The sequence below is a fragment of the Nocardioides gilvus genome, assembly GCF_003194605.1.
Taxonomy (GTDB): Bacteria; Actinomycetota; Actinomycetes; order Propionibacteriales; family Nocardioidaceae; genus Nocardioides; species Nocardioides gilvus.
This window is the reverse complement of the sequence record NZ_QHKY01000001.1, coordinates 1-15,881: the sequence shown is the minus strand read 5'-3', so window position 1 is coordinate 15,881 and position 15,881 is coordinate 1. Positions and strand designations below refer to the sequence as shown.

Annotated in this window: 13 protein-coding genes; all 13 read left to right on the top strand. The window is 68.8% G+C overall.

Annotation, left to right across the window (positions count from 1 at the left end; genetic code table 11):
• Positions 1 to 101: 101 nt before the first annotated feature.
• The gene (gene pheS, locus DNK52_RS00065; RefSeq protein WP_110238537.1) at positions 102 to 1,199 is read left to right on the top strand and encodes a phenylalanine--tRNA ligase subunit alpha; all 1,098 of its coding nucleotides are present in this window, start codon (positions 102 to 104) and stop codon (positions 1,197 to 1,199) included.
• Between the two features lie 12 nt (positions 1,200 to 1,211).
• Entirely contained in the window at positions 1,212 to 3,692 is a 2,481-nt protein-coding gene (gene pheT, locus DNK52_RS00060; protein ID WP_110238536.1) for a phenylalanine--tRNA ligase subunit beta, read from the top strand.
• Positions 3,693 to 3,769: 77 nt separating this feature from the next.
• Entirely contained in the window at positions 3,770 to 4,864 is a 1,095-nt protein-coding gene (locus DNK52_RS00055) for an SGNH/GDSL hydrolase family protein (RefSeq protein WP_110238535.1), read from the top strand.
• Positions 4,865 to 5,019: 155 nt separating this feature from the next.
• Positions 5,020 to 6,297: an SGNH/GDSL hydrolase family protein gene (locus DNK52_RS00050; protein WP_162598538.1), complete on the top strand. Its 1,278-nt coding sequence runs from the start codon at positions 5,020 to 5,022 to the stop codon at positions 6,295 to 6,297.
• 53 nt (positions 6,298 to 6,350) lie between these two features.
• Positions 6,351 to 7,388, top strand: a complete 1,038-nt coding sequence (gene argC, locus DNK52_RS00045; RefSeq protein ID WP_110238533.1) for an N-acetyl-gamma-glutamyl-phosphate reductase — start codon at positions 6,351 to 6,353, stop codon at positions 7,386 to 7,388.
• Complete coding sequence (locus DNK52_RS00040; RefSeq protein WP_110238532.1) at positions 7,385 to 7,786, top strand: ACT domain-containing protein; 402 nt, start codon at positions 7,385 to 7,387, stop codon at positions 7,784 to 7,786. The genes argC and DNK52_RS00040 overlap by 4 nt, the downstream gene beginning before the upstream one ends.
• A gap of 28 nt (positions 7,787 to 7,814) precedes the next feature.
• The gene (gene argJ / locus DNK52_RS00035) at positions 7,815 to 8,966 is read left to right on the top strand and encodes a bifunctional glutamate N-acetyltransferase/amino-acid acetyltransferase ArgJ (RefSeq protein ID WP_110238531.1); all 1,152 of its coding nucleotides are present in this window, start codon (positions 7,815 to 7,817) and stop codon (positions 8,964 to 8,966) included.
• Positions 8,963 to 9,898, top strand: a complete 936-nt coding sequence (argB, locus tag DNK52_RS00030) for an acetylglutamate kinase (RefSeq protein ID WP_110238530.1) — start codon at positions 8,963 to 8,965, stop codon at positions 9,896 to 9,898. Before argJ ends, argB begins: the two co-directional genes overlap by 4 nt.
• Positions 9,895 to 11,079: an acetylornithine transaminase gene (locus tag DNK52_RS00025; protein ID WP_110238529.1), complete on the top strand. Its 1,185-nt coding sequence runs from the start codon at positions 9,895 to 9,897 to the stop codon at positions 11,077 to 11,079. Before argB ends, DNK52_RS00025 begins: the two co-directional genes overlap by 4 nt.
• Positions 11,076 to 11,999, top strand: coding sequence for an ornithine carbamoyltransferase (gene argF, locus DNK52_RS00020; protein ID WP_110238528.1), 924 nt, complete (start codon positions 11,076 to 11,078; stop codon positions 11,997 to 11,999). The genes DNK52_RS00025 and argF overlap by 4 nt, the downstream gene beginning before the upstream one ends.
• A complete protein-coding gene (locus DNK52_RS00015) occupies positions 11,996 to 12,592 on the top strand; it encodes an arginine repressor (RefSeq protein WP_110238527.1) in 597 nt (198 codons plus the stop codon). The genes argF and DNK52_RS00015 overlap by 4 nt, the downstream gene beginning before the upstream one ends.
• Positions 12,589 to 14,025, top strand: a complete 1,437-nt coding sequence (argG, locus tag DNK52_RS00010) for an argininosuccinate synthase (RefSeq protein ID WP_110238526.1) — start codon at positions 12,589 to 12,591, stop codon at positions 14,023 to 14,025. The genes DNK52_RS00015 and argG overlap by 4 nt, the downstream gene beginning before the upstream one ends.
• A 48-nt stretch (positions 14,026 to 14,073) precedes the next feature.
• Positions 14,074 to 15,501 carry an argininosuccinate lyase gene (gene argH / locus DNK52_RS00005; protein ID WP_110238525.1) on the top strand — a complete coding sequence of 476 codons (1,428 nt, stop codon included), beginning with the start codon at positions 14,074 to 14,076 and terminating at the stop codon, positions 15,499 to 15,501.
• The last annotated feature ends 380 nt before the right edge of the window (positions 15,502 to 15,881 follow it).

The following is a 15,881-nucleotide window of genomic DNA, read 5'->3' as shown; positions in this document are numbered from 1 at the left end:
GGCGTACGCCTCACTCTCGTCGCCGGGTCCGGGGAGTCCTCTCGCCCCGTCCGACCCATAGAATCTGCTGCGTCCGTGTGCCCGCAGCTGGAAAGGGAGCCATGTCCGGCCCCAACAACGATTACGACCCCGTCGAGGTCACCCCGCTCAAGGCTGAAGAGCTCGAGGCCGCACGCGATGCAGCGTTGGTGGCGGTCGCGGCAGCTCAGGACCTCGATGAACTCAAGCAGGCACGGCTCGAGCACGCCGGTGACAGGTCGCCGCTGGCCCTGGCCAACCGCGAGATCGGCGCCCTGCCGCCGCAGGCCCGCAAGGAAGCCGGCCAACGCATCGGCCAGGCCCGTGGAGCCGTCAACAAGGCGATCGCCGAACGTCAGGCCGTGCTCGAGGTCGAGCACGAGGAGCGGATGCTGCTGACCGAGACCGTGGACGTCACCCTGCCCACGGCTCGTCGTCGGCGCGGTTCACGCCACCCGCTGACACTGCAGTCCGAGCTGATCGCCGACATCTTCGTCGCCATGGGGTGGGAGATCGCCGAAGGCCCGTTGGTGGAGGCCGAGTGGCTCAACTTCGACGCCCTCAACCTCGGACCGGACCACCCGGCCCGCACGATGCAGGACACCTTCTGGACCGAGCCCGCGGAGAACCACGTGGTGCTGCGGACCCAGACCTCGCCGGTCCAGGCCCGGACCATGCTCACCCGCAAGCCGCCGATCTACATCGCCTGCCCGGGTCGGGTCTTCCGCACCGACGAGTACGACGCGACCCACAGCCCGATGTTCCACCAGGTCGAAGGGCTGGTCGTGGACAAAGGCATCTCGATGGCCCACCTGAAGGGCGCGCTCGACCACTTCGCGACGCGGATGTTCGGCGAAGGCGTCGACACCCGCTTCCGCCCGTCGTACTTCCCCTTCACCGAGCCCAGCGCCGAGGTCGACCTGAGGTGCTTCGTCTGCCTCGGAGAGAACTCCGAGGAGTGCCGCACCTGTCGAGGCGAGGGCTGGATCGAGTGGGGTGGCTGCGGCGTGGTCAACCCCCGAGTCCTGATCGCCTGCGGCGTCGACCCGGAGGTCTACTCCGGCTTCGCCTTCGGCATGGGCATCGACCGCTCGTTCATGTTCCGCCACAACCTGGAGGACCTGCGCCCGCTCTTCGAGGGCGACGTGCGCTTCGCCTCCGCCTTCGGCACCGAGATTTGAGGACCAGCACCCATGAAGGCACCCATCTCCTGGATCAAGGAGTACGTCGACGTCCCCGCCGACGTGACCACCGACGAGATCACCCGACGACTCACCATGACGGGTCTCAAGCTCGAGGCGATCGACAGCCCCGGCGCCCAGATCACCGGTCCGCTGGTGATCGGCCGCGTCCTCACCATGGAGCCCGAGCCGCAGAAGAACGGCAAGGTCATCAACTGGTGCACCGTCGACGTCGGTGACGCGAACGGCACCGGCCAGCCTCAGGGCATCGTCTGCGGCGCGCACAACTTCGCTCCCGGCGACCTGGTCGTGGTGATCCTCCCGGGCGGCGTACTCCCCGGCAACTTCGCCATCTCTGAGCGCAAGACCTACGGCCACCTCTCGGCAGGCATGATCTGCTCGACCTCCGAGCTGGGTCTGCCCGAGGACGACGACGGCATCATCGTGCTGCCCTCCGACGCCGGCGAGCCCGGTCAGGACGTGCGCTCGGTCCTCGGTCTGGACGAGGAGATCATCGAGTTCGAGGTCAACCCGGACCGTGCGTACGGTCTCTCACTGCGCGGTATCGCTCGCGACCTGGCCGTCTCCGTGGAGGGGGCGACGAACTTCCGCGACCCCGCGATCCGTGACACCCCTGCGGCCAACGACCAGGGTCACCCGGTCGTGCTGGAGGACACCGTCGGGTGCCCGGTCTTCGTGGCCCGCAAGGTCACCGGCTTCGACCCCTCCGCCCCGACACCGAGCTACATCTCGCAGCGCCTCGTCGCTGCGGGGATGCGCTCGATCTCGCTGGCGGTCGACATCACCAACTACGTGATGCTCGAGACGGGCCGTCCGATCCACGGTTACGACGCCGACAAGTTGCGCGGAGCGATCGTCGTACGACGTGCTCGCGCGGGCGAGACCCTCACGACCCTCGACGGCACCGACCGCACGCTCTCGACCGAGGACCTGGTCGTCACCGACGACTCCGGCATCATCGGGCTCGGTGGCGTGATGGGCGGGGAGACCACGGAGATGGGGGAGTCGACCACGTCGATCCTCGTCGAGTCGGCCCACTGGGACGCGGTCTCGATGTTCCGCACGGGCAAGCGTCACAAGATCTCGTCGGAGGCAGGCAAGCGCAACGAGCGCGGTGTCGACCCGACGATCTGCGAGGCTGCGGCAGATCGAGTGGTCGAGCTGCTGGTGGCCCACGGCGGCGCGAGCGCCGACCCGGGTGTCACCGTGGTCGGCACGCCCCCCGAGGCGCCCGTGATCACGGTCTCCGGCGACAAGGCGGCTCTCGTCTCCGGGATGGAGATCTCCGAGGAGACGGCCGTGGAGGCCCTGCGCGCGGTGGGCTGCGACGTCACCGGATCGGGCACGCTCACCGTCGTGCCGCCGCCGTGGCGCCCCGACCTGACCGACGCCCAGGACACCACGGAGGAGGTCATCCGTCTCGTCGGCTACGACAAGGTGCCGTCAGTGCTGCCGATCCCGCCCGCGGGTCGAGGACTGACCAGGGCCCAGCAGTTGCGCCGCCGCTTCGGTCGGGCGGCCGCTGCGGAGGGATTCACCGAGATCGTCACCTTCCCGTTCGTGGGGGAGAGCGACTTCGACGCCCTGGGCATCCCGACTGACGACGTACGCCGCAACGCGCTGCGTCTGGCCAACCCGCTGAGCAACGAAGCGCCGTTGATGACCACCACGGTGCTGGTCGGTCTGCTGCGGGCGGCCGCGCGCAACGTCGGCTACGGCGCCTCCTCCTTCGGCCTCTTCGAGACCGCGACCGTCACGCTTCCCACCGGCGGTGTGGCGCCGATCCTCCCGGTGGATGCTCGACCGAGCAAGGAGGAGTTCGCTGCTCTTGACGCTGCGCTTCCCCGGCAGCCGTTGCACATCGCGCTCGTCGGCGTCGGAGAGGCGGACGCCTCCGGGTGGTGGGGTGAGGGACGCGGAGTGACGTGGGCCGACGCCGTCGAGGCAGTCCGGGCCGTCGCTGACTCCGTCGGTCTGTCGGTCACGACGCGCGGGGTCGAGATGGCCCCGTGGCACCCCGGCCGCTGTGCCGAGCTGAGCGTGGCGGGCGAGGTCGTCGGCCATGCCGGCGAGCTGCACCCCAAGGTCTGTACGGCCCTGGGGCTGCCGCGCGGGAGCGTCGCGGCCGAAGCCGACCTGGACGTACTGATCGAGCACGCAGTTCATCTGCGGCCTGCACCGACCTTCTCGACCCAGCCCCTCGCCAAGGAGGACGTGGCCCTCGTCGTGGACGAAACGGTCGCCGCAGCCGACGTGGAGGCGGCCCTGCGCAGTGGGGCCGGTGACGTGTTGGAGTCGATCCGACTCTTCGACGTCTACACCGGACAGCAGGTCGGGGCGGGCAAGAAGTCGCTGGCCTTCGCGCTCCGCTTCCGCGCCGACGACCGCACCCTCACCGAGAAGGACACGAGCGCCTTCCGCGATGCAGCGGTTGCGGCCGCGGTGGCGAAGGTGGGCGCCGTCCAGCGCTGAGCCTCCGGGCGCCGGGATCCCGTCCCACCGTCCGTCATGGTGGGCACGGGAGCCCCGTGGTGCGCTATGCATGGGTCATGGGGGCAAGAACTGTGATCGCGGCACTGCTCGGGCTGTCGCTCGCGCCGGGCATGACGTCGTGCACCGGGGCCGAGGAGTCGGAGGGGCCGATGCGTGTCGTGGTCCTGGGCGACTCGCTCACCCATGGGTCGAGCGGCGACTGGACGTGGCGCTACTTCCTGCACCAGCAGTTGCTGGCCGGTGGCGCCGACGTCGAGTTCGTCGGTGGGCGGACCGGGGTCGCCGACGATCCGCCTGACGAGTGGGGTGAGAGCAAGACCCCCGAGGACGCGATCGCCTACGCCGACTCGAACTTCGACAGTGACCACCACAGCGTCTGGGGTGACTCGGTGACGCTCGGCACCAGCACTCCCAGCGCCGTGATGGCGCAGCACGATCCGGATGTCGTGGTGTATGCGCTCGGGTGGAACGACCTGACGTGGTTGCGGGTCGACCCTCAGCAGCTCCTCAGTGAGGTCCAGGCCCAGGTCGTGGAGTTCAGAGCCGCGAACCCCTCGGTGCGCATCGTCATTGCCCAGGCGATGGTGGACGTGGCCCACTGGAGTCAGTTCCCGGTGGCCGAGTACAACAGGTTGCTGCTGCAGAGTGCCCCGTCCTGGAGCACCGCCGAGTCGCCGGTGGCGGTCGCCACCGTGCCGGCTGACCTGCAAGCGGTGGGCAAGGGCGAGGAACGCGACACGTGGGACGGTGCCCACCCGGACACGTCGGGCCAGGTGAAGATCGCCTCCCAGGTGGCTGATGCCCTGGCCGAGGTGGGTGTGGGCTCAGGGCACGACCCCAGCCTGGTGGTGCCGACAGAAGGGTTGCGCAGCAGTTCGACCCTGAAGGTGAAGTACCCGGCCGGCGACCCTACCTCCGCGCGGCTGGCGTGGGTGGGGCCGCCCGGAGCAACCGGACACGACGTGTGGATGGCGCTCGACGACGGTGACTACACCCAGGTCGCCAGGGACGTGCGTACCGCCGGACATAAGGTCACAGGACTGGAGCCGGGGCATCGTCACACGTTCAAGGTGATCGCACGCAAGCACGCCGTACGTTCGGCCGACGACCAGTTCTCGACGCCCGTGAGCGTCGTCGCACGACCCGGGTGAGCCCCGTGTGAGCACAGAGCATCCGAGGGGTGGGCGGTTCTGCTCCCTCGGGGGCGAATCTCTGCTCTTCTTTGCTCATGGGGGCATGGCGGAGATCGGTGGGCCTCGCGACGGTTCTTGCCGTGGCGTCGGGTGGGATTCTGCACGCCCCGGCCGTGCGCGCGGAGCAGCCGGCGCCCGTCACGGTCGAGGAGACCTCCGAGATCCTGATCGTCGGCGACTCGATCACTCATGCCTCGGTCGGTGACTACTCCTGGCGGTACTTCGCCTGGCAGCAGCTGAGGTCGGCTAAGGCCGACGTGGACTTCGTGGGACCGGAGCGGGACCCCTTCGTGGGACGCGGGTCCACGTGGAGACCCCGCTACAGCGACGCGGACTTCGACCAGGACCACGCAGCCACCTGGGGCGACCGGATTGCCTTCCAACCCCTTCACGACCGCACCGCCCTGATGACGACGTACCGCCCCGATGTCGTGGTCCTCGCGCTCGGAGCCAACGATCTCGGCTGGATGGAGATGGATCCCCACGACGTGCTCCCCTGGACGCGCGCCTGGCTGGTCGAGGCTCGCCGGCTGGTGCCGGACGTCGACATCGTGCTGGTGGACGTTCCGTGGACCACCAGCGCTGACGCGCGGACCTACAACTCGCTGCTCGAGGACCTCGCGGCCGAGCTGGACGACTCCCGCGCGCGGGTCATCGTGGCTGCCGCTGCGCACGACTACCAGATGGGCCGCAAGAACGGGACCGGTGACACGTACGACGCCATGCACCCCAACACACGTGGCCAGGTGAAGATCGCGGCGGCAGTGACCGATGCCCTGGCCGAGCTCGGAGTCGGCAGCCGCTACCCGAGACCGCTCCGGTTCCCGGCCGAGGGACCGCGGGTCCGCCCGCAGATCCAGGGCCGCTCCAGCACGACGACTGCGAAGTGGCGGTGGAGTGTGCCACCGGGGACGACCTCTTTCGACGTGTGGCTGCAGCGCCAGGGCAAGCGGTGGGTGCGGGCCGACCGGTCCCGGTCAATCAACACCTACCGAGTCAAGGACCCCCAGCGGTGTGAGGCACAGACACTGCGCGTGAGGTCCCGCAAGGGCTGGACGCTCGCGGGCAGGGACATGACCACACGCTCGCTCACCCTGCGCGTGGGACCGAAGGTCTCCGGTAGGGCCACCCTGCGGGGAGCGAAGCCACGCACTCGCGGGGTCGCCGTCTCCTGGGCGAGGACCCGGGGTGCGTGTGCCTACGTGGTGCGCGCCGTTCGGGTGGACAACCAGGGCCAGAGGATCGTCGCTCAGAGCGTAGTGACGGCGTCGAGGAGGAGTACGGTGGTGCGCGGAGTCCGCTCCCGCACGAAGGTGCGTGTCCAGGTGCGGGCGATGGGTGCCCGCAACGCCACGCGGTGGTCGAAGACACGAGTCGTGAGACCGCGGTAGCGGGGCTCTCGTGGAGACCCGAATGTGATGAACATGCAGGGGCATGTATATTCATGCGCATGAGTCAGGTGCGCGTAGCCATTGCAGGAGCCAGCGGGTATGCCGGCGGTGAAGTCGCCCGGCTGTTGCTGGGTCATCCCGGGGTGACGATCGGCGCCCTCACCGGCGGGAGCAACGCCGGAGAACTGCTCGGCACCCTCCAGCCCCATCTCCTTCCGTTGGCGGATCGGGTCCTCGAGCCCACCACCGTCGAGACCTTGTCCGGCCACGACGTGGTCTTCCTCGGCCTGCCGCACGGTCAGTCGGCAGCGATCGCCCAGGCCCTGCCCGAGAGTACGATCGTGATCGACTGCGGTGCCGACTTCCGCCTGGCGGACCCGGCCGTGTGGGAGCGGTTCTACGGCAGTGAGCACGCCGGGACCTGGCCGTACGGGCTTCCCGAGCTCCCCGGGCAGCGTGACGTGCTCTCAGGAGCCACTCGGATCGCCGTGCCGGGCTGCTACCCCACCATCTCCACCCTCACCATCGCTCCGGCGTTGGCCGCCGGACTCATCGAGCCCGACGTCGTCGTCGTCGCCGCGAGCGGCACCAGTGGCGCCGGCAAGGCCGCCAGGACGAACCTGCTGGGCTCCGAGATCATGGGCAACGCAAGCGCGTACGGGGTCGGTGGCGCCCACCGCCACACCCCCGAGATCTCGCAGAATCTCGCGGCCCTGAGCGAGGCAGCCGTGAAGGTCTCCTTCACCCCGATCCTGGTCCCGATGTCCCGCGGGATCCTGGCGACCGTCTCCGCCCCGGTCGCCGGTGACGTCTCCGCCGAGCAGGCACGAGCCGCGTACGCCCAGGCGTACGGCGCCGAGCAGTTCGTGCACCTGCTGCCCGAAGGCATGTGGCCGCAGACGAAGTCCGTGCTCGGATCGAACGCCGTGCACCTCCAGGTCACCGTCGACGAGGCAGCCGGTCGACTGGTCGCAGTCGGCGTGGTCGACAATCTGGCGAAGGGCACTGCCGGCGCTGCCGTGCAGTGCATGAACATCGCGCTCGGACTCCCCGAGGCGACCGGACTCACCACTGTGGGGTTGGCACCATGACCGAGAACGACATCAGGATTTCCCAGTACCCCGAGCAGATCGCGGTCGTCCGCCTGGGGTCGGGCGCGATGGTGCCCGAGTGGGCCGAGTCGTCCTCGGTCTTCTCCATCACGGCCACGGCGACGCACACGACCCTGGTCTGTGCCGCGCGCAGCGTGCCGAAGAAGGCCCGGCACGTACGTTCCTTCACCGCGTTCGCGGCCCTCGGCACGCCCGACCTGGAGAAGCCCGGGACATTGGCCAGCCTGGTGGCGCCGCTCGCTGCGGCGGGCATCAGCGTGGTGCCGGTCGCCACCTTCGACGAGCCGTGGTTGCTGGTCCCGCAGAACGACGCGAGCGCGGCGGCTGACGAGTGGCGACGACAGGGGTTCACCGTCGCCCCTGCCAAGCCCGCCTGATCGACCTGCCCTGAGAGGCCACACCAACATGAGCGTCACCACCCCAGCCGGATTCCTCGCATCCGGCGTCGCAGCCGGTCTCAAGTCGACCGGTGCCGAGGACCTCGCCCTCGTCGTCAACACCGGACCCACCTGGGACTCCGCCTCCGTCTTCACGGCCAACCGTTGCAAGGCCAACCCCGTGCTGTGGAGCCAGGAGGTCGTGAAGGACGGGGTCGTCCGTGCGGTCGTCCTCAACTCCGGGGGAGCCAACTGCTACACCGGTGCCGAAGGGTTCCAGACCACGCATGCCGTCGCCGAGAAGGTGGCGGAGAAGTTGGGTATCGGCGCCATCGACGTGGTGGTCTGTTCCACCGGTCTCATCGGACTCACCAACTCGCGCAGCGACCTGCTCGCCGGCGTCGAGGCGGCTTACTCCGCGCTCGCGGCCGACGGCGGGGACGCCGCCGCCACCGCGATCATGACCACCGACTCGGTCTCCAAGCAGGCAGTGGTCGAGGGCGCCGGATGGTCGATCGGTGGGATGGCCAAGGGTGCCGGAATGCTGGCACCCCAGTTGGCCACCATGCTGGTCGTCATCACCACCGATGCGGTGGTGCCCGCCGCCGACCTCGACACCGCGCTGCGTGCTGCGACCCGGGTCTCGTTCGACCGGCTCGACTCCGACGGCTGCATGTCCACCAACGACACCGTCACCGTGATGGCCAGTGGCGCCAGTGGCATCACGCCGCCGTTGGAGGAGTTCACGTGGGCGCTCACCCAGATGTGCACCGATCTGGCCATGCAGTTGCTCAAGGACGCCGAGGGCGCGGACCACGAGATCGCGATCACCGTCCTCAACGCTGCTGACGAGGACGACGCGGTGGAGGTGGGTCGCTCCATCGCCCGGAGCAACCTCTTCAAGGCCGCCATCTTCGGCAAGGACCCCAACTGGGGTCGCGTGCTGGCTTCCCTGGGCACCACACAGGCCGCCTTCGACCCGGCCGACCTCGACGTGGCGATGAACGGCGTCTGGGTCTGCCGCAACTCCACGCCCCACGAGGACCCTGCCGGCGTCGACCTCGAGCCCCGTGAGGTGACCGTCACCGTCGACCTCAAGTCGGGTGACGCCCGTGCGACGGTCTGGACCAACGACCTGACGCACGCCTACGTCCACGAGAACAGTGCCTACAGCTCATGAGTGAGAAGAAGATGATGCGCCCCGACCCCAAGAAGGCCGCCACCCTGGCTGCGGCCCTGCCGTGGCTGAAGAAGTACCACGGCCGCACGATCGTCGTGAAGTACGGCGGCAACGCCATGACCGACGACGCCCTGAAGGTCGCCTTCGCCGAGGACATCGCGTTCCTGCGCTTCGCCGGCTTCAAGCCGGTCGTCGTGCACGGTGGTGGCCCGCAGATCAATCGCATGCTCGACAAGCTCGGCATCAAGTCCGAGTTCCGTGGTGGCCTCCGGGTGACGACGCCCGAAGCGATGGACGTCGTACGCATGGTGCTGGTCGGCCAGGTCCAGCGCGAGCTGGTGGGCCTGATCAACTCCCATGGTCCCCTCGCCGTGGGCCTCTCCGGTGAGGATGCCGGCCTCTTCACGGCCAAGCCGACCAACACCATCATCGACGGTGAGGAGATCGACCTGGGCCTGGTGGGTGAGGTCGCCGAGGTGCGCCCCGAAGCTGTCCTCGACCTGGTGCAGGCCGGTCGGATCCCGGTCATCTCCAGCGTTGCGCCGGACATCCACGGCGTGGTGCACAACGTCAACGCGGACACTGCGGCCGCGGCCCTGGCCGTCGCCCTGGGGGCCGAGAAGTTGTTGGTGCTCACCGACGTCGAGGGACTGTTCCGCGACTACGGCAACTCTGACGACGTCATCCAGGAGATCAGCCCTGAGTCGCTCGCGGAGATGCTGCCGAGCCTGGACGCCGGCATGGTGCCCAAGATGCAGGCCTGCTACGACGCCGTGAGCGGGGGAGTGCCGCGCGCGACGGTCGTCGACGGTCGCGAGCCCCACGCCGTACTCCTGGAGGTCTTCACCGACGAAGGCGTCGGCACCCAGGTCCTGCCCGGTGTCGAGACCAGGATCCGCAAGGGCTACGCCGACGAGGAGGTCACCCCATGACGTGGCAGGAGCGCTACGGCGCAGGTCTCATGAACACCTACGGCACCCCTCCGTTGCTGTTGACGCGCGGCAAGGGCGCCCACGTGTGGGACGTGGACGGCAAGGAGTACGTCGACCTCCTCGCCGGGATCGCGGTGAACTCCTTGGGCCACGCCCACCCGGCCGTGGTCGCCGCGGTGACCGAGCAGGTCTCGACCCTGGGTCACGTCTCCAACCTCTTCGCCTCCGAGCCGCCGATCGCCCTCGCCCACCGCCTGCTCGGCCTCCTGGGTGCTGAGGGCCGCGTCTTCTTCTCCAACTCCGGCACGGAGGCCAACGAGGCGGCCTTCAAGCTGACCCGTCGCACCGGGCGTACGCACGTGGTCGCGACCGAAGAGGCCTTCCACGGGCGCACCATGGGCGCCCTGGCGCTCACGGCCAACGCGGCGTACCGGACGCCGTTCGAGCCACTGCCGGGGCACGTGACCTGGGTGCCGTTCGGCGACGCCGAGGCGCTCGCTGCCGCTGTCACCGACGAGACGGCCGCGGTCGTCGTCGAGCCCCTCCAGGGCGAGGCCGGCGTCAACCAGCCCGACAAGGACTACCTGGCCCGGGTTCGTGAAATCACGACTCGTCACGGGGCCTTGATGTGGCTCGACGAGATCCAGACCGGCGTCGGACGGACCGGCACGTGGTTCGCCCACCAGAATCCCGCGTTGGTCGACGGTGTGGTCGTGCCCGACGTGATCACCCTGGCCAAGGGACTGGGCGGTGGAGTGCCCATCGGCGCCACCATCGCGTTGGGTGCCGCCGCGACGCTGCTCGAGCCCGGCAACCACGGCACGACGTTCGGAGGCAACCCGATGGCCACGGCGGCAGCCCTGGCCGTGCTCGACACGATCGAGTCCGAGGGACTGCTGGACCACGTCACGGAGATCGGCGCCCTGCTGGTCGAGGGACTCACCGCTGACGCGCGGGTCACCGAGACCAGAGGGGCGGGCCTCCTTCTCGGCCTGGACCTGGCCGCGGGCATCGACGCCAAACTGGTCGTCTCGGCCGCGATGGCGGCGGGTTGGCTCATCAACAGCCCGCGCCCGCACCGGATCCGTCTGGCACCGCCGTTGGTGCTCACCCGCCAGGACGCCGAGGCGTTCGTCGCTGCCTGGCCGGCGATCCTCGACTCGGCGGGCGCGGCATCGTGACGCGCCACCTCCTGGCGGACGACGACCTGACTCCGGCGGAGCAGGCCGAGGTCCTTGACCTGGCAGCCGAGCTGAAGTCGGCCCCGTACGACCACAAGCCGCTTGCCGGCCCCGTCACGGTCGCGATGGTCTTCGACAAGCCGACCCTGCGCACCCAGACCTCGTTCAGTGCAGGGGTCGCCGAGCTCGGCGGCCACGCGATGATGATCGACGGTGCGATGGCCGGCATCGGCGTGCGCGAGTCGGTGCCCGACGTGGCCCGTATCCTGGGCCGTCAGGCGGGGCAGATCGTGTGGCGTACGTACGCGCAGTCCGGCGTGGAAGAGATGGCCGCCCACGCCGGAGTCCCGGTGATCAACGCGCTCACCGACGAGTTCCACCCGTGCCAGCTGTTGGCCGACCTGCTCACCATCCGCGAGCACAAGGGTCAGTTGGCCGGCCTCAGGGCCGTCTTCCTCGGTGACGGCGCCTGCAACATGGGCAACTCCTGGTTGTTGGCCGGCGCCACGGCGGGGATGCACGTCGTGATCAGTGGTCCGCAGGGCTACGAACCCGAGCGGGAGATCGTCGACCGTGCCGCTGCGATCGCTGCCACCACCGGTGGCTCGGTGGCGCTGGAGAGCGACCCCGTGGTTGCGGTGACCGCCGCCGACGTGGTGATCACCGACACCTGGGTCTCGATGGGCAAGGAGGACGAGGCGGCCATCCGTCTCGGCGACCTCGCGCCGTACCAGCTGAACGCACCCCTTCTGGAGCACGCAGCGACCGATGCCATCGTGATGCACTGCCTGCCGGCCTACCGCGGCAAGGAGATCACCGCTGAGGTCCTCGACGGTCCGCGCAGCGTGATCTGGGACGAGGCCGAGAACCGGCGTCATGCCCAGAAGGCTGTGATGACGTGGTTGCAGGCACGCCGATGACCGCCGTCAGTCCGCTCACCAAGGGGGCCAGGCAGTCCAGGATCATCGATCTGCTCACCCACCACGTGGTCCGGTCCCAGACCGAGTTGGCCACCATGCTGGCGGAGCAGGGTGTCCACGTCACCCAGGCCACCCTGAGCCGCGACCTGCTCGAGCTGGACGCGATCAAGGTGCGGGGGCCCGGGGGGTCCCTCGTGTACGCGGTCCCGGGCGAGGGCGGCGACAGGACGCCGACGTCGCCGCGCGAGACCACGGCCTCCCTCGAGCGCCTCGCCCGACTCTGCAGCGAGTTGCTGGTGAGCGCGGAGGGCACCGCCAACCTCGCGGTGCTGCGTACGCCCCCCGGTGCTGCGCAGTTCCTGGCCAGCGCCTTCGACCGCGCCGAGTTCCACGACGTGCTCGGCACCATCGCCGGCGACGACACCGTCATGGTGATCGCCCGAGATCCCGGCGGAGGAGCAACACTGGCTCAACGGTTCCTCGACCTGGCCAACGACGTGGGTTCCTCCTCGCCCCGCAGAACCATCCCCGAGACTCCTCGGAGCAACGCCACCCAGACACCAGCCCGAAGCACAGCAAAGGACGACCAGTGAGCAAGGTCTTGACATCCCTCCCCGTCGGCGAACGAGTCGGCATCGCCTTCTCGGGTGGCCTCGACACCTCCGTCGCGGTCGCCTGGATGCGCGCCAAGGGTGCCGTCCCGTGCACCTACACGGCTGACATCGGCCAGTACGACGAGCCGGACATCTCCGGCGTCCCCGATCGGGCGAAGCTGTACGGCGCCGAGATCGCCCGCGCGGTCGACATCAAGCCCCAGTTGGTCGAGGAGGGCCTCGCCGCGTTGGCGTGCGGCGCCTTCCACATCCGCTCGGGTGGCCGCTCCTACTTCAACACCACCCCGCTGGGCCGTGCCGTGACCGGCACGCTGTTGGTGCGCGCGATGATGGAGGACGGCGTCAACATCTGGGGCGACGGCTCCACCTACAAGGGCAACGACATCGAGCGGTTCTACCGCTACGGACTGATGGCCAACCCGGCGCTGCAGATCTACAAGCCGTGGCTCGACGCCGACTTCGTGACCGAGCTGGGCGGTCGCTCGGAGATGAGCGAGTTCCTCGTGCAGAACGGCCTGCCCTACCGCGACTCCGTCGAGAAGGCGTACTCCACCGACGCCAACATCTGGGGTGCCACGCACGAGGCCAAGACGCTAGAGCACCTCGACGTCTCCCTCGAGGTGGTCGAGCCGATCATGGGCGTGAAGTTCTGGGACCCCTCCGTCGTCATCGAGACCGAGGACGTGACCGTCCGGTTCGAGGCGGGTCGACCTGTTGCCGTCAACGGCAAGCGGTACGACGACGCCGTGGAGCTGGTGCACGAGGTCAACACCATCGGTGGGCGTCACGGCCTGGGCATGAGTGACCAGATCGAGAACCGCATCATCGAGGCCAAGTCGCGTGGGGTCTACGAGGCGCCCGGCATGGCTCTGCTCTTCATCGCCTACGAGCGGCTGGTCAACGCGGTGCACAACGAGGACACCGTCGCCCAGTACCACAACGAGGGCCGCAAGCTCGGTCGACTGCTGTACGAGGGCCGCTGGCTCGACCCGCAGGCCCTGATGATCCGTGAGTCGATCCAGCGCTGGATCGCGTCCTTGGTCACCGGTGAGGTCACCGTGCGCCTGCGTCGCGGCGAGGACTACACGATCCTCGACACCCAGGGAGAGAACTTCTCCTACCACCCGGAGAAGCTCTCGATGGAGCGCACCGAGAACGCGGCCTTCGGCCCGGTCGACCGCATCGGTCAGCTCACGATGCGCAACCTCGACATCGCCGACTCCCGGGCCAAGCTCGAGATGTACGCGAGCCAGCCGCTGGACCAGGGACAGGTGCTCGTCGAGAACGGCACACTCTTCGGAGAGCTGCCTGCCGGTGGCGCCGACGTGATCACCGCGAACCCGCAGGTCGAGGACGAGTCCGACATCGAGAACTCCGGTGACTCCGCCGCCATGGAGTTCGGCGCGGACTGATCCCGCCCGACCGGACAGCGACACGGCCAGAACGACTGAGGAGCAGTAGTGAGCGAGCACGAGGGCACCACCAACCAGGGCAAGCTCTGGGGTGCGCGATTCGCGGGCGGTCCATCGCCGGAGTTGGAGGCGCTCTCGCGCTCCACCCACTTCGACTGGCGTCTGACCCCGTACGACCTGGCGGGCTCGCGGGCCCACGCGAACGCGCTGCACAAGGCGGGTCTGCTGACCGACGAGGACCACCGGGCGCTCCTCGACGGACTCGACCGGCTGGGGGAGCGGTACGCCGCCGGCACGCTCCTGCCCCACGAATCGGACGAGGACGTCCACGGGGCGTTGGAGAGCCTGTTGCTGGCAGAGGTCGGCACCGAGATCGGCGGACGGATCCGTGCAGGTCGCAGTCGCAACGACCAGATCGCCACGCTCTTCAAGATGTTCCTGCGCGACCACGCGCGGGTGATCTCGGGACACGTGCTCGACCTGGTCGAGGCACTCGCGCAGCAGGCCGTGGCCAACCACGGCGCGATCATGCCGGGGCGCACCCATCTCCAGCACGCGCAGCCGGTCCTGCTCTCGCACCACCTCCTGGCGCACGTCTGGCCCCTGCTGCGTGACGTGGACCGGTTGGCAGACTGGGACGACCGCGTCGCCGCGGACTCTCCGTACGGTTCCGGTGCCCTGGCCGGCAGCACGTTGGGGCTGGATCCTGAGGGGGTGGCGCACGAGCTCGGCTTCACCGGGTCGACGGCCAACTCCATCGACGGTACGGCCGCTCGGGACTTCGTGGCCGAGTTCGCCTTCGTGACCGCCATGATCGGTGTGGACGTCAGCCGTCTGGCGGAGGAGATCATCCTGTGGTCGACCCGGGAGTTCGACTTCGTGAAGCTGCACGACTCCTGGTCGACGGGGTCGAGCATCATGCCGCAGAAGAAGAACCCGGACATCTCCGAGCTGGCCCGGGGCAAGGCTGGGCGCCTGATCGGCAACCTCTCCGGTCTGATGGCCACCCTCAAGGCACTCCCACTGGCCTACAACCGCGACCTCCAGGAGGACAAGGAGCCGGTCTTCGACTCGGTGGACACCCTCGAGGTGCTGTTGCCCGCCTTCACAGGTCAGGTCGCGACGCTCGCGTTCAACACCGACCGGATGGCCGAGCTGGCGCCGCAGGGCTTCTCCTTGGCCACCGACGTCGCTGAGTGGTTGGTACGCGAAGGCACGCCCTTCCGTGTGGCCCACGAGGTCGCGGGCACCTGTGTACGAGTGTGCGAGGAGCAGGGGATCGAGCTCCACGAGCTCACCGACGACCAGTTCTCGGCCATCTCACCGCACTTGACCCCCGCCGTACGCGAGGTTCTCACCGTGGAGGGGTCGGTCGCGGCTCGTACGGGCCGGGGAGGCACCGCTCCGGTGAGGGTCTCCGAGCAGCTGCAGGAAGTGGCGGCGGCAGTCTCGGCGCGACGCTCCCGGCTGGGCTGATGCTGCCCCCCACCCGGCCCTGACCTGCGCAAACGTGCCGACGTAGCCCCGATTGGACCCCCTGCGTCGACAGCGTTGGGACAAGGTGTTAACGTTCTACCTGTCGCTGCGAACGACGCCCTCCCGGGCCAGAAGGTCCGGATCGGAGGGAGTCCCGCCGCAGTGACCAACAGCTTGGCCGGTCAGGACGACGGCGAAGCAACTGGAGCAGGATTCGGATTTGGTTCCGACTGAAAGCTCCGCTAAGTTTCACCAGGCGCCGCAGCTGGCTCGGAAGAGTTGGCACGGTTATGCGTTTGATCCTTGAGAACTCAACAGTGTGTCATAGTCGACGAATTAGTTTAATTGCCCTGTCGGCATGCTTTTCGGAGTGTGTTGAT

Excerpts from the sequence above, each read along its gene's own strand:
- pheS (WP_110238537.1), top strand. The coding sequence starts at position 102 with ATGTCCGGCCCCAACAACGATTACGACCCCGTCGAGGTCACCCCGCTC.
- pheT (WP_110238536.1), top strand. The coding sequence starts at position 1,212 with ATGAAGGCACCCATCTCCTGGATCAAGGAGTACGTCGACGTCCCCGCC.
- DNK52_RS00055 (WP_110238535.1), top strand. The coding sequence starts at position 3,770 with ATGGGGGCAAGAACTGTGATCGCGGCACTGCTCGGGCTGTCGCTCGCG.
- argC (WP_110238533.1), top strand. The coding sequence starts at position 6,351 with ATGCGCATGAGTCAGGTGCGCGTAGCCATTGCAGGAGCCAGCGGGTAT.
- DNK52_RS00040 (WP_110238532.1), top strand. The coding sequence starts at position 7,385 with ATGACCGAGAACGACATCAGGATTTCCCAGTACCCCGAGCAGATCGCG.
- argJ (WP_110238531.1), top strand. The coding sequence starts at position 7,815 with ATGAGCGTCACCACCCCAGCCGGATTCCTCGCATCCGGCGTCGCAGCC.
- argB (WP_110238530.1), top strand. The coding sequence starts at position 8,963 with ATGAGTGAGAAGAAGATGATGCGCCCCGACCCCAAGAAGGCCGCCACC.
- DNK52_RS00025 (WP_110238529.1), top strand. The coding sequence starts at position 9,895 with ATGACGTGGCAGGAGCGCTACGGCGCAGGTCTCATGAACACCTACGGC.
- DNK52_RS00015 (WP_110238527.1), top strand. The coding sequence starts at position 11,996 with ATGACCGCCGTCAGTCCGCTCACCAAGGGGGCCAGGCAGTCCAGGATC.